General features: G+C 50.9%; 9 protein-coding genes and 2 pseudogenes. 4 read left to right on the forward strand and 7 right to left on the reverse strand.

Features of this window, described 5'->3' with window-relative positions; translation table 11 throughout:
• A partial coding sequence (locus BFF42_RS28270; RefSeq protein WP_241012944.1) for a hypothetical protein occupies nt 1–68 on the reverse strand: 68 nt, incomplete at its 3' end.
• A gap of 260 nt (nt 69–328) precedes the next feature.
• On the opposite strand from BFF42_RS28270, the gene ldtD reads away from it, so the two are divergent.
• The 3 genes from ldtD to gloC all read left to right on the forward strand — a co-directional run bounded on the left by ldtD (nt 329) and on the right by gloC (nt 3,579).
• Nucleotides 329–2,176 (forward strand): L,D-transpeptidase, encoded by a 1,848-nt coding sequence (ldtD, locus tag BFF42_RS09320; RefSeq protein ID WP_000925987.1) that lies wholly within the window; start codon nt 329–331, stop codon nt 2,174–2,176.
• Between the two features lie 180 nt (nt 2,177–2,356).
• Nucleotides 2,357–2,905: a peptidoglycan L,D-endopeptidase MepK gene (gene mepK / locus BFF42_RS09325; RefSeq protein WP_001295932.1), complete on the forward strand. Its 549-nt coding sequence runs from the start codon at nt 2,357–2,359 to the stop codon at nt 2,903–2,905.
• Nucleotides 2,906–2,931: 26 nt separating this feature from the next.
• Nucleotides 2,932–3,579, forward strand: coding sequence for a hydroxyacylglutathione hydrolase GloC (gene gloC, locus BFF42_RS09330; RefSeq protein WP_001109490.1), 648 nt, complete (start codon nt 2,932–2,934; stop codon nt 3,577–3,579).
• 220 nt (nt 3,580–3,799) lie between these two features.
• On the opposite strand, the gene aspC is transcribed toward gloC, so the two are convergent.
• The 4 genes from aspC to pncB all read right to left on the reverse strand — a co-directional run bounded on the left by aspC (nt 3,800) and on the right by pncB (nt 9,634).
• Nucleotides 3,800–4,990, reverse strand: a complete 1,191-nt coding sequence (aspC, locus tag BFF42_RS09335; protein WP_000462687.1) for an aspartate transaminase — start codon at nt 4,988–4,990, stop codon at nt 3,800–3,802.
• Between the two features lie 183 nt (nt 4,991–5,173).
• Complete coding sequence (gene ompF / locus BFF42_RS09340) at nt 5,174–6,262, reverse strand: porin OmpF (RefSeq protein ID WP_000977920.1); 1,089 nt, start codon at nt 6,260–6,262, stop codon at nt 5,174–5,176.
• A 600-nt stretch (nt 6,263–6,862) separates the two neighbouring features.
• Nucleotides 6,863–8,263 carry an asparagine--tRNA ligase gene (gene asnS / locus BFF42_RS09345; RefSeq protein ID WP_000117881.1) on the reverse strand — a complete coding sequence of 467 codons (1,401 nt, stop codon included), beginning with the start codon at nt 8,261–8,263 and terminating at the stop codon, nt 6,863–6,865.
• A 168-nt stretch (nt 8,264–8,431) separates the two neighbouring features.
• Complete coding sequence (gene pncB, locus BFF42_RS09350; protein ID WP_001323688.1) at nt 8,432–9,634, reverse strand: nicotinate phosphoribosyltransferase; 1,203 nt, start codon at nt 9,632–9,634, stop codon at nt 8,432–8,434.
• Nucleotides 9,635–9,899: 265 nt separating this feature from the next.
• Between pncB and pepN the strand changes: the two genes are divergently transcribed.
• A complete protein-coding gene (gene pepN, locus BFF42_RS09355) occupies nt 9,900–12,512 on the forward strand; it encodes an aminopeptidase N (protein ID WP_000193834.1) in 2,613 nt (870 codons plus the stop codon).
• A 42-nt stretch (nt 12,513–12,554) separates the two neighbouring features.
• Here pepN and ssuB read toward each other — a convergent pair.
• Together ssuB and ssuC are read right to left on the reverse strand one after the other, a co-directional pair.
• Nucleotides 12,555–13,306, reverse strand: a pseudogene (ssuB, locus tag BFF42_RS09360) (aliphatic sulfonates ABC transporter ATP-binding protein).
• Nucleotides 13,303–14,094 (reverse strand): annotated as a pseudogene (gene ssuC / locus BFF42_RS09365) (aliphatic sulfonate ABC transporter permease SsuC). Before ssuC ends, ssuB begins: the two co-directional pseudogenes overlap by 4 nt.
• Nucleotides 14,095–14,099 lie beyond the last annotated feature (5 nt).

Consider the following 14,099-nt stretch of genomic DNA (forward strand, 5'->3'; position numbering starts at 1 on the left):
CGCAGAGAATCGTAACGGGATACCAGATCAAGAGCCTGTCCAATGTGCATAAAAAAATCCGGAAACAAGTGAGCGTTTCCGGATTCTTACACAGCCACTGGATCGGTCAACTGATCCTTAACTGATCGGCATTACACATAACGGCGCGCTTTTCTTTAAACTTCTTTACATTAGGTTATGTAAAAACGTATCGGCGTTTATATACTGAAGATAAGCCTGATGAGTAACAGGCTTGCTCGTCATACTTTCGTGAGTATTGGCGTTGTACAGGCAAGTCGTAAAATAACAGCCTGGCTATTCAGAGTATGATAAAAACAGGGGGCAAGGGATGTTGCTTAATATGATGTGTGGTCGTCGGCTGTCGGCAATCAGTTTGTGCCTGGCCGTAACATTCGCTCCACTGTTCAATGCGCAGGCCGATGAGCCTGAAGTAATCCCTGGCGACAGCCCGGTGGCTGTCAGTGAACAGGGCGAGGCACTGCCGCAGGCGCAAGCCACGGCAATAATGGCGGGGATCCAGCCATTGCCTGAAGGTGCGGCAGAAAAAGCCCGCACGCAAATCGAATCTCAATTACCCGCAGGTTACAAGCCGGTTTATCTTAACCAGCTTCAACTGTTGTATGCCGCACGCGATATGCAACCCATGTGGGAAAACCGTGATGCTGTTAAAGCCTTCCAGCAACAGCTGGCAGAGGTGGCGATTGCCGGTTTCCAGCCGCAGTTTAATAAATGGGTAGAGTTACTGACCGATCCTGGTGTTAACGGGATGGCACGCGACGTAGTGCTCTCTGATGCGATGATGGGCTATCTCCATTTCATTGCAAATATTCCGGTCAAAGGCACTCGCTGGCTATATAGCAGTAAACCTTATGCACTTGCAACGCCGCCGCTCTCGGTGATTAACCAATGGCAGCTGGCGCTGGATAAAGGTCAATTGCCTACGTTTGTTGCAGGACTGGCACCGCAGCATCCGCAATATGCGGCGATGCATGAATCGTTACTGGCCTTACTCAGTGACACCAAACCGTGGCCCCAACTGACCGGCAAAGCAACGTTGCGCCTAGGGCAGTGGAGTAACGACGTACCGGCGTTGCGCGAAATATTGCAACGCACAGGCATGTTGGACGGGGGGCCGAAAATTACTCTACCTGGCGATGACACGCCAACTGACGCGGTAGTCAGCCCATCCGCTGTTACTGTTGAAACAGCAGAAACTAAGCCGATGGACAAGCAAACGACGTCTCGTAGTAAACCTGCGCCTGCCGTTCGCGCCGCCTACGATAATGAACTGGTGGAAGCCGTTAAACGTTTTCAGGCATGGCAAGGATTGGGGGCAGATGGTGCTATTGGCCCGGCAACACGTGACTGGTTAAACGTAACGCCCGCCCAGCGTGCTGGCGTGTTGGCTCTCAACATCCAGCGATTGCGCTTGCTGCCAACAGAGCTTTCTACCGGGATCATGGTTAACATTCCGGCCTATTCGCTGGTCTACTATCAGAACGGCAATCAGGTGCTGGATTCGCGAGTCATTGTCGGTCGCCCCGATCGCAAAACGCCGATGATGAGCAGTGCCCTTAACAACGTAGTGGTAAACCCGCCGTGGAACGTACCTCCAACTCTGGCACGCAAAGATATTCTGCCAAAAGTGCGCAACGATCCGGGATATCTCGAAAGCCATGGCTATACGGTGATGCGTGGCTGGAACAGCAGAGAAGCGATTGACCCATGGCAGGTTGACTGGTCTACAATCACGGCCTCGAATTTACCGTTCCGCTTCCAGCAGGCTCCAGGCCCACGGAACTCGCTGGGGCGCTATAAATTCAATATGCCGAGTTCAGAGGCCATTTATTTGCATGACACGCCGAACCACAATCTGTTCAAGCGTGATACACGCGCATTGAGCTCAGGCTGTGTACGAGTGAATAAAGCTTCCGATCTGGCGAATATGCTGTTGCAGGATGCAGGCTGGAATGACAAACGTATTTCTGATGCGCTGAAGCAGGGTGATACACGTTACGTCAATATTCGGCAGTCGATTCCGGTGAATCTCTACTACCTGACGGCCTTTGTTGGTGCAGATGGTCGTACCCAGTATCGTACAGATATTTACAATTATGATCTGCCTGCGCGATCCAGCTCGCAAATCGTATCGAAAGCGGAACAATTAATCAGGTAAATGAAGTAGTTCGGGGAAATCAGTTGTCGTAATAATTAGCATGATTGGGGGCGATTCTCTGCAGCCCCCGTCACTGCTGGGGTTGAGTCATCTTGACGTCTGCTTTACGGGCGGTTAAGGTGCCTCTTGTGCGCCAGAAGTGCATATAAACGATAACATTGACCTGTAGACTTGATTATCATGGACAAATTCGACGCTAATCGCCGCAAATTGCTGGCGCTTGGTGGCGTTGCACTCGGTGCCGCCATCCTGCCAACCCCTGCGTTTGCAACACTCTCTACCCCACGCCCGCGCATTTTGACACTCAATAATCTTCATACCGGAGAGTCAATCAAAGCGGAGTTTTTCGATGGCAGAGGCTATATTCAGGAAGAATTGGCAAAACTTAACCATTTTTTCCGCGATTACCGCGCGAACAAAATAAAGTCCATCGACCCAGGATTATTCGACCAGTTGTATCGCCTGCAAGGGTTGTTAGGCACGCGCAAACCGGTGCAACTCATTTCCGGTTATCGTTCCATTGATACCAACAATGAACTACGCGCCCGCAGCCGTGGAGTAGCGAAGAAAAGCTATCACACTAAAGGCCAGGCGATGGATTTCCATATTGAAGGTATCGCGTTAAGCAATATTCGCAAAGCCGCGTTATCTATGCGCGCAGGTGGTGTAGGATATTACCCACGTAGTAACTTTGTGCATATTGATACCGGGCCAGCACGGCACTGGTAGCAATCGCTTAACGAAACAGGGGCAGTATGAACTATCGTATTATTCCGGTCACCGCATTCTCCCAGAACTGTTCATTAATCTGGTGTGAACAAACCCGTCTGGCCGCACTGGTCGATCCTGGCGGCGATGCGGAAAAAATCAAACAGGAAGTTGATGACAGCGGCCTGACACTGATGCAGATCCTGCTGACGCATGGTCATCTGGACCACGTTGGCGCAGCGGCGGAACTGGCGCAACATTACGGCGTGCCGGTTTTTGGCCCGGAAAAAGAAGATGAGTTCTGGCTGCAAGGCTTGCCTGTGCAAAGTCGTATGTTTGGTCTGGAAGAGTGCCAGCCGCTGACGCCAGATCGTTGGCTGAACGAAGGCGATACCATCAGCATAGGAAATGTGACTTTACAGGTGTTACATTGCCCTGGGCATACGCCGGGTCATGTCGTGTTTTTTGATGATCGGGCAAAGCTGCTGATTTCTGGCGATGTTATTTTCAAAGGCGGAGTAGGGCGCAGTGACTTCCCGCGTGGCGATCATAATCAACTGATTTCTTCAATCAAAGATAAATTGCTGCCACTGGGGGATGACGTGACATTTATTCCGGGTCACGGACCATTATCCACACTTGGTTATGAACGCCTGCATAATCCCTTCCTGCAAGACGAAATGCCCGTCTGGTAAGGCACATAAAAAGCCCGCTTTTAATGCGGGCCTGGATTTCTGGCAAAGTGCGCTTTGTTTATGCCGGATGCGGCACGAGCGCCTTATCCGGCCTACAAAATCGTGCAAATTCAAAATATTGCAGGGGACGCGTAGGCCTGATAAGCGTAGCGCATCAGGCAATGTTGCGTTTGTCATCAGTCTCAGCCCGCTTTTCAGCGGGCTTCATTGTTTTTAATGCTTACAGCACTGCCACAATCGCTTCGCACAGCGGAGCCATGTTATCTGGTGTCATCCCGGCCACATTTACGCGACCAGAAGCAACCGCATATACGCCAAACTCTTCGCGCAGACGCAGCACTTGTTCTTTTGTCAGGCCACTGAAGGAGAACATGCCGTTCTGTTTGATGATAAAGCTGAAGTCGCGGTTTGCGCCTTTTTCCTGCAGCGTATTGACGAACAACTGACGCATACGCTGAATACGCTGGCGCATATCAGTCAGCTCTTGTTCCCAAATCGCACGTAACGCATCGTTGCTCAGGATGGTGGCAACAACAGAAGCGCCGTGTGCTGGTGGGTTAGAGTAGTTAGCGCGAATCGCCGCTTTCATTTGGCTGAATGCGCGATCAACGGTTTCACTGTCGGCAGCAACCAGAGTACAAGCGCCAACACGCTCGTTGTACAGGCCAAAGTTTTTAGAGTAGGAACTGGCAACAATCAGCTCTTTATGCATAGCCGCGAAAGCGCGCAGTCCTTCAGCATCTTCTTCCAGACCACGGGCAAAACCCTGGTAAGCGAAGTCAAACAGCGGTAACCAGCCTTTCTCAACGGAGAGTTGTGCCAGTGTCTGCCATTGTTCCAGTGTAGGGTCGATACCGGTTGGGTTATGGCAGCAGCCATGGAACAGCACTACGTCGCCAGCCTGAGCTTCATTCAGGCTGTTAATCAGTGCATCGAAGTCAAGAGTGTGATTTTCCGCATCATAATAAGCGTATTCACGAACTTCCAGACCTGCAGAGTTAAAGACGCTCTTATGGTTCGGCCAGCTTGGGTTGCTCACCCACACTCGCTTAACGCTGGTATTTTTTGCCAGGAAATCGGCAGCTACGCGTAGTGCGCCAGTGCCCCCCGGAGTCTGTGCCGTGCGAGCACGTTTGTCATTGATCAGGGCGCTACCTTTACCAAACAGCAGTTCCTGAGTGCAGCGACCAAATTCAGGGATGCCGTCAATGCCGAGGTAATTTTTGGTGGTTTCATTTTCGAGCAGATACTGTTCAGCCTTTTTCACGCTGGTCAGTACCGGGGTTTTGCCCGTCTCATCTTTATAGACACCAATCCCGAGGTTAATTTTGCCGGGACGTTCATCGGCACGAAACAGATCGGCCAGGCCCAGAATCGGGTCGGCAGGAGCGGCGGTAATGTTCTCAAACATGACGAGGTTCCATTATGGTTACAGAAGGGAAGTCCGCTATCAGGGTAACGGGAGATTTACAAAATTCCAACTATTACTGATGAAAACGCAGGCTGTTTTTGCAAGACGTGAGATTGCTCTGGAAGGTATAAAAAAACAGGACCAAAGTCCTGTTTTTTCGGCATTTAACAAAGAGGTGTGCTATTAGAACTGGTAAACGATACCCACAGCAACGGTGTCGTCTGAACCTACGCCCAGTTTGTTGTCAGAATCGATCTGGTTGATGATGTAGTCAACATAGGTGGACATGTTTTTGTTGAAGTAGTAGGTTGCGCCCACTTCAAAGTAGTTCACCAGATCAACATCACCGATACCTTCTACGTCTTTCGCTTTAGATTTGGTGTAAGCGATGGACGGACGCAGACCGAAATCGAACTGGTATTGTGCAACTAACAGAACGTCTTGCGTTTTGTTGGCGAAGCCGCTGGTGTTTGTAAATTTATTAGTGATCGGCGTAGCGTTACGGGTTTCACCGTAGTTCGCTGCCAGGTAGATGTTGTTCGCGTCGTACTTCAGACCAGTAGCCCACTGTTCAGCTTTTTTACCGTTGCCAAGAGGTTGAGCTTCTTGCAGGTTGGTACGGTCAGCTGCACCATAAGCACCAACGATACCAAAGCCTTCGTATTCGTAGCTGATAGAACCGCCAACACCGTCGCCGTTAGAACGGCGTGCAGTGTCACGCTCGTTTTTACCCAGGTACTGAACAGCGAAGTTCAGGCCATCAACCAGACCAAAGAAGTTGGAGTTACGATAGGTAGCAACGCCGCCAACACGACCAACGAAGAAGTCATCGCTGTATGCAGTATCACCACCAAATTCTGGCAGCATATCGGTGTAACCCAGTGCATCATAAACCACACCGTAGTTACGGCCGTAATCGAAAGAACCAACGTCAGCGTATTTAAGACCCGCGAATGCCAGACGCGTTTTGTTACCAGTTTGAGCGTCAGCGCCTTCAGAGTTGTTACCTTGGAAGTTATATTCCCACTGACCATAACCGGTCAGATCGGAATTGATTTGAGTTTCCCCTTTAAAACCAAGACGGGCATAGGTCATGTCGCCATTGCCACCGTAACTGTTTTCACCGTTACCCTTGGAAAAATAATGCAGACCAACAGCTTTACCGTACAGATCTACTTTGTTGCCATCTTTGTTATAGATTTCTGCAGCGTTTGCAGTACCTGCTACTAACAGAGCAGGGACGATCACTGCCAGAATATTGCGCTTCATCATTATTTATTACCCTCATGGTTTTTTTTATGACACCTGCCACTGCCGTCAATAAGTTCTGTCAATAAAAATTTACGGAACTATTGATGAGAGTTTGGTGTCTTTATGTGTCTGCAGGCATCTTTCCATTCAAACTAACGTTTCGCTACCGTGAAAGTGCTGCAAAGATAAAGATTTAGTTTCAAAAAGAAAAATATGTAATCAAAAGTAAAAATTAAGGAACTTTGTGAACACCGTCATATTTCCATAGAAACGTGATGATATTTACAGCAATTTTTATCTATTTATATGATTTACTTATATTTAAATTAACTAAGCGGAAATTTTGTTTCTGATGGAAACTTTATCGACCTGGCACAAAATCCTCTTTCAGACATCCAGAATGCCAAAAAATAGTATGAAAATTGTGCTATCAGCTAAGAAAAAACTAATCCGCAATAAGAATGCGGGTTATTTTTTGTGCGTAAATGTTGCAATGTAATATTCCGTAACAGGATGATCGTTATGGCGGGGTTGCAAATAGATTGCTTGACTTAACAAACAGATAACTTGACAGAAAGGATAAAAAAGAGCCAGCAGGCGCTGGCTCTTTGAGGAAGAAAATCAGAAGCTGGCGTTGCGCGGAGTACGTGGGAACGGAATCACATCACGCACGTTTTGCACGCCAGTTACGTAAGCAATCAGGCGTTCAAAACCAAGACCGAAACCTGAATGCGGAACAGTACCGTAGCGACGCAGATCGCGATACCACCAGTAATCTTCTTTATTCAGGCCCATTTCCAGCATACGCTCGTCCAGAACGTCCAGACGTTCTTCACGCTGGGAGCCACCAATGATCTCACCGATGCCCGGAGCCAGAACGTCCATAGCCGCAACGGTTTTACCGTCTTCGTTGAGGCGCATATAGAACGCTTTAATATCTTTCGGATAGTTTTTAACCACTACCGGTGCTTTAAAGTGTTCTTCCGCCAGATAACGCTCATGCTCAGAAGAGAGATCGACGCCCCAGTAAACCGGGTTTTCAAACTTCCTGCCGCAGTTTTCGAGAATGGTCACTGCGTCGGTGTAATCCACCTGCGCGAAATCGGCCTCAATGAAGCGTTCCAGACGTGAAACGGCATCTTTATCTACGCGTTCAGCGAAGAATTTCATGTCGTCTGCGCGTTCTTCGAGAACCGCTTTGAAGACATATTTCAGCATGGCTTCAGCCAGACCCGCGATATCGTTCAGGTTAGCAAACGCCACTTCCGGCTCCAGCATCCAGAATTCCGCCAGGTGACGGCTGGTGTTGGAGTTTTCAGCACGGAAAGTCGGGCCGAAGGTATAAATTTTGGATAATGCGCAAGCGTAGGTTTCGCCGTTCAACTGGCCAGATACGGTCAGGAAAGACTCTTTACCAAAGAAGTCTTTGTCGAAATCCACTTTGCCCTGATCGTTACGCGGCAGGTTTTCCAGATCCAGCGTAGAAACGCGGAACATTTCGCCTGCACCTTCGGTATCAGATGCGGTAATCAGTGGCGTTGAAACCCAGAAGAATCCCTGCTCGTTAAAGAAGCGATGCAGCGCCTGCGCCAGCGTATGGCGAACGCGCGCGACGGCACCAATCAGGTTTGTGCGCGGACGCAGGTGAGCGACTTCACGCAGATACTCAATGCTGTGGCGTTTTGCCGCCATCGGGTAAGTGTCTGGATCTTCAACCCAACCAGCAACTTCAACTTTGCTGGCCTGAATTTCAAATTGTTGCCCCTGGCCCGGCGACGCCACGACTTTACCCGTCACAATGACCGAGCAGCCGGTGGTCAGACGCAGGACGTCTTCATTGTAATTGGGCAGAGAATTATTGATGACAGCCTGTACAGGATCAAAGCAGGAACCGTCATAAACGGCGAGGAAGGAGATGCCAGCTTTTGAATCTCGGCGGGTACGTACCCATCCGCGTACGGTGACTTCGCTGTCAACGGCTACGCGGCCCTGGAGTACGTCGGCTACAGGCACAACGCTCATAATATTCTCTCTGTTAATAGTCGGAAAAAATAAACACTTGTCCACCCGTAAATGGGGGGATACCTATGTTACCTGGCATCTGCAATCAGACAAGCAGAATTCGCAAATGCAGCGCAAGATTTCGGAATTAAAGGTAAAAAAAGGGAGCCGATTAGCTCCCTGATGATATTAACTGGCTTTTTTAATATGCGGAAGGTCGAACGCTTTGCGCAGCGCCCGAACAAACGCTTTATCATGGCAGATAGTTTTGCCAGGGCTGTCAGAAAGTTTCGCCACCGGTTTACCGTTACACTCTACCAACTTAATCACAATATTCAGGGGTTTTACCTGGGGGATATCGCAGGTCAGGCGAGTCCCAATACCAAAACTTAATTGCACGCGGGAAGAGAAGTGGCGGTATAGCTCAACCGCTTTGCGTAAATCCAGATTGTCAGAGAAAACCAGCGTTTTACTCTGTGGATCAATTCCCAGCTTTTTATAATGTGCAATGGCTTTTTCACCCCATTCAACCGGGTCGCCAGAGTCATGACGCAGGCCCTGATACCGACTGGCGAACTCGACACCGAAATCACGCAGGAAAGCATCCATAGTGATGCAGTCGGTTAATGCAATGCCAAGTTGGTCGGGATATTCTTCCAGCCAGGCAGCAAGTGCAGCTCGCTGGCTGTTGGCTAGGTCCGGGCTGATTTGCTGATGTGCCTGGAACCATTCGTGCGCCTGTGTTCCCATCGGCGTGAGGGAAAGCCGACGCGCCAGATCGTAGTTGCTGGTGCCCACGAACCAGGATTCCTGTTGCAGACGCTTAACGATGGTTTCTTGTACTTCGCGAGAAAAACGGCGACGGGTGCCAAAATCCATCAGATGGAAGCGCGACATATCAAGACCGGCGGTTAACGCCGAGAAGTCGACTAATTTGCTTTCCAGCGTGTCGAGGGCTTGCGCAACGTCGGCCTGCGGTGAGCGATAGCGATGTACCATTTCACTGATAACCGCCAGCAAAGGAACTTCCCAGAGGATGACTTCACGCCACGGACCGCTTAAGCGAATATCCAGCTTGCCATTATCGTTGGACACGGTGACTTGTTCCGGGTTAAAGCGGAATTCGCGTAACCAGTTAAGATAGTCGGCCTTAAAGAAAGGCAGGGCAGAGAGCCACTGATATTCATCATCCTGCAGGCGCAGGTGCTGCATCGCCTGAATCTGTTCACGAATAGCATCGGCATAAATACCCAGCAGATCGTCACCTCGGCAACGAAACTCCGCCGCGACATGCACATCGTAATAGTGATGAAACACGGCTTGCTGCATATGCAACTTATAAGCATCTGTATCCAGCAACGAGTGCAGAACAGGAGAAGCGAATTGTGTCATAGGTGCGCAGTAGCATCCTCGTACAGGAGCGTTTAGTACAATAAACATCTTCAGGAACTGCTGGAGTATACCTTGTTTCGCAATTTATTGAACCCCGATCACACCATATGCCACCTTTCTGGTCGATGGCATTACGCGGTGTATGTTATAAAAATGTAGCAATAAAGGCGTTTGTACCTGAAAAGATGAAGATTCTGCATAGCGCGATTTACGCAACAGGAATAGACTGAACACCAGACTCTATAAAAGATGCTAAAGGTTATTTATGACTCAACAGCCACAAGCCAAATACCGTCACGATTATCGTGCGCCGGATTACCAGATTACTGATATTGACTTGACCTTTGACCTCGACGCGCAAAAGACGGTCGTTACCGCGGTCAGCCAGGCTGTCCGTCATGGTGCATCAGATGCTCCGCTTCGTCTCAACGGCGAAGACCTCAAACTGGTTTCTGTTCATATTAATGATGAGCCGTGGACCGCCTGGAAAGAAGAAGAGGGCGCACTGGTCATCAGTAATTTGCCGGAGCATTTTACGCTTAAGATCGTTAATGAAATAAGCCCGGCGGCGAATACCGCGCTGGAAGGGCTTTATCAGTCAGGCGATGCGCTTTGCACCCAGTGTGAAGCCGAAGGTTTCCGCCATATTACGTATTATCTCGACCGCCCGGACGTGCTGGCGCGTTTTACCACCAAAATTATTGCCGATAAAACCAAATATCCCTTCCTGCTTTCCAACGGTAACCGCGTTGCGCAAGGTGAACTGGAAAACGGACGCCATTGGGTACAGTGGCAGGACCCGTTCCCGAAACCGTGCTACCTGTTTGCGCTGGTGGCAGGCGACTTTGATGTACTGCGCGACACCTTTACCACGCGTTCTGGTCGCGAAGTGGCGCTGGAGCTGTACGTCGATCGCGGCAACCTTGATCGCGCGCCGTGGGCGATGACCTCGCTGAAAAACTCAATGAAATGGGATGAAGAACGCTTCGGCCTGGAGTATGACCTCGACATCTATATGATCGTCGCGGTGGATTTCTTCAATATGGGCGCAATGGAGAATAAGGGTTTGAATATCTTTAACTCCAAATATGTGCTGGCCCGCACCGACACCGCCACTGACAAAGATTACCTCGATATTGAACGCGTTATCGGCCATGAATATTTCCATAACTGGACCGGTAACCGAGTCACCTGCCGCGACTGGTTCCAGCTCAGCCTGAAAGAAGGTTTAACCGTCTTCCGCGATCAGGAATTCAGCTCTGACCTTGGTTCCCGTGCAGTTAACCGCATCAATAATGTGCGCACCATGCGCGGATTGCAGTTTGCGGAAGACGCCAGCCCGATGGCGCACCCGATCCGCCCGGACATGGTCATTGAGATGAACAACTTCTATACCCTGACCGTTTACGAGAAGGGCGCGGAAGTGATCCGTATGATCCACACCCTGCTGGGCGAAGAAAACTTCCAGAAAGGGATGCAACTCTATTTCGAGCGCCATGATGGCAGCGCGGCAACCTGCGACGACTTTGTGCAGGCGATGGAAGATGCGTCGAATGTCGATCTCTCCCATTTCCGCCGTTGGTACAGCCAGTCCGGCACGCCGATTGTGACCGTCAAAGACGACTACAATCCGGAAACCGAGCAGTACACCCTGACCATCAGCCAGCGCACGCCAGCCACGCCGGATCAGGCAGAAAAACAGCCGCTGCATATTCCGTTTGCCATCGAATTGTATGACAACGAAGGCAAAGTGATCTCGTTGCAGAAAGGCGGTCATCCGGTGAATTCCGTGCTGAACGTCACCCAGGCGGAACAGACCTTTGTTTTTGATAATGTCTACTTCCAGCCGGTGCCTGCGCTGCTGTGCGAATTCTCTGCGCCAGTGAAACTGGAATATAAGTGGAGCGATCAGCAACTGACCTTCCTGATGCGTCATGCGCGTAATGATTTCTCCCGCTGGGATGCGGCACAAAGCCTGCTGGCAACCTACATCAAGCTGAACGTCGCCCGACATCAGCAAGGGCAGCCGCTGTCTCTGCCGGTACATGTGGCTGACGCTTTCCGCGCAGTGCTGCTCGATGAGAAGATTGATCCGGCGCTGGCGGCAGAAATCCTGACGCTGCCTTCTGTCAATGAAATGGCTGAACTGTTCGATATCATCGACCCGATTGCTATTGCCGAAGTACGCGAAGCACTCACTCGTACTCTGGCGACTGAACTGGCGGATGAGCTGCTGGCTATTTACAACGCGAATTACCAGAGCGAGTACCGTGTTGAGCATGAAGATATTGCGAAACGCACTCTGCGTAATGCCTGCCTGCGCTTCCTTGCTTTTGGTGAAACGCATCTGGCTGACGTGCTGGTGAGCAAGCAGTTCCACGAAGCGAACAATATGACCGATGCGCTGGCGGCGCTTTCTGCGGCGGTTGCCGCACAGCTGCCATGCCGTGATGCGCTGATGCAGGAATACGACGATAAGTGGCATCAGGACGGTCTGGTGATGGATAAATGGTTTATCCTGCAAGCCACCAGCCCGGCGGCGAATGTGCTGGAGACGGTGCGCGGTCTGTTGCAGCATCGCTCATTTACCATGAGCAACCCGAACCGTATTCGTTCGTTGATTGGCGCGTTTGCGGGCAGCAATCCGGCAGCGTTCCATGCCGAAGATGGGAGCGGTTACCAGTTCCTGGTGGAAATGCTTACCGACCTCAACAGCCGTAACCCGCAGGTGGCTTCACGTCTGATTGAACCGCTGATTCGCCTGAAACGTTATGATGCCAAACGTCAGGAGAAAATGCGCGCGGCGCTGGAACAGTTGAAAGGGCTGGAAAATCTCTCTGGCGATCTGTACGAGAAGATCACCAAAGCACTGGCTTGATAAATAACCGAATGGCGGCAATAGCGCCGCCATTCGGGGAATTTACCCCTGTTTTCTCAGGCGAATTTCAGATTCACCACGCTGCATCACCCTTTGCAACACTTCCGATTCCAGCTCCGCTAATCGCACCGACCCTAATCGACGCGGACGGGGGATATCCACTGTCAAATCCAGACCAATTTTTCCCTCTTCAATTAATAACACCCGGTCAGCCATTGCTACCGCTTCGCTCACATCATGCGTCACCAACAGTACGGTAAAGCCGTGCTCCTGCCAAAGTGACACAATCAAATCCTGCATCTCGAGTCGCGTTAAGGCGTCCAGTGCCCCGAGCGGTTCATCAAGCAACAATAAACCCGGTCGATGAATCAACGCTCTTGCCAGCGCCACTCGCTGTTTCTGCCCGCCTGAAAGTGCGGCAGGCCATTCCCCGGCGCGATTCTCCAGTCCTACCGCAGCCAACGCCCGACGCGCGGCATCGCGCCACTGGCCTTTAAGGCCTAACCCAACGTTATCAATCACCGATTTCCACGGTAGCAGACGCGCATCCTGAAACATCATTCGCGTGTCTTCCTGAATTTCAGCCAGCGGTGTGGTGCCTGCCAACACATCGCCTGCGGTTGGCGTTTCCAGCCCGGCCAGCAGGCGCAGCAGGGTACTTTTGCCACCACCGCCACAAACTGACCTGCCGGAATATGTAAATCCAGTTGGTTCAGGACGATATTTTCCGCGTAATGTTTGCTTACTGCATTGAGCAACAATGGTGTGCCCTGGTTCAGACGAGCAGTATTCATACCGTGGCCTCCTTCAAATGATAAGCCGGGTTCCAGCGCAACCAGAGGCGCTCTAACAGCTGCGCGCTGACGTCAGCAAGTTTGCCGAGCAGGGCGTAAAGAATAATAGCGACTACCACCACGTCCGTTTGCAAAAACTCTCGCGCATTCATCGCCAGATAACCAATGCCGGAATTGGCAGAAATGGTTTCGGCAACAATCAGCGTCAGCCACATCAGGCCCAACGCAAAACGCACGCCGACCATAATTGAGGGCAGGGCACCAGGCAGGATCACATGGATAAACAGCGGTATGCCGGATAACCCATAGCTACGCGTCATCTCCACCAGCCCGCGATCGATATTACGGATGCCATGCCAGGTGTTGATATAAATGGGAAACAGCGTACCGAGCGCCACCAGAAAGATTTTTGCGGATTCATCAATGCCAAACCACAAAATCACCAGCGGGATCAGCGCCAGATGCGGCACGTTGCGCAACATCTGAATTGAGGTATCCAGCAGCCGTTCTCCCCAGCGAGATAGCCCGCTAATCAGTCCCAAAATCAACCCCAGCGATCCGCCAATTGAAAAGCCAATCAGCGCCCGCTAGGAACTGATCGCCAGATGCTGCCACAGTTCGCCGCTGGCGGAGAGCGTCCAGAACGCCGTCACCACCCCTTCCGGTGAGGGCAAAATACGCGTCGACAGCCAGCCAACTGAGGAGGCCAGTTGCCACACCGCCACGATGCCCACCGGTAAAAACCAGGGGGCAACGCGCAATAACCACTTCTTCACTGGCGTTGCCATTATTT

Source organism: Shigella sp. FC1661, assembly GCF_001712525.1.
Taxonomy (GTDB): Bacteria; Pseudomonadota; Gammaproteobacteria; order Enterobacterales; family Enterobacteriaceae; genus Escherichia; species Escherichia coli.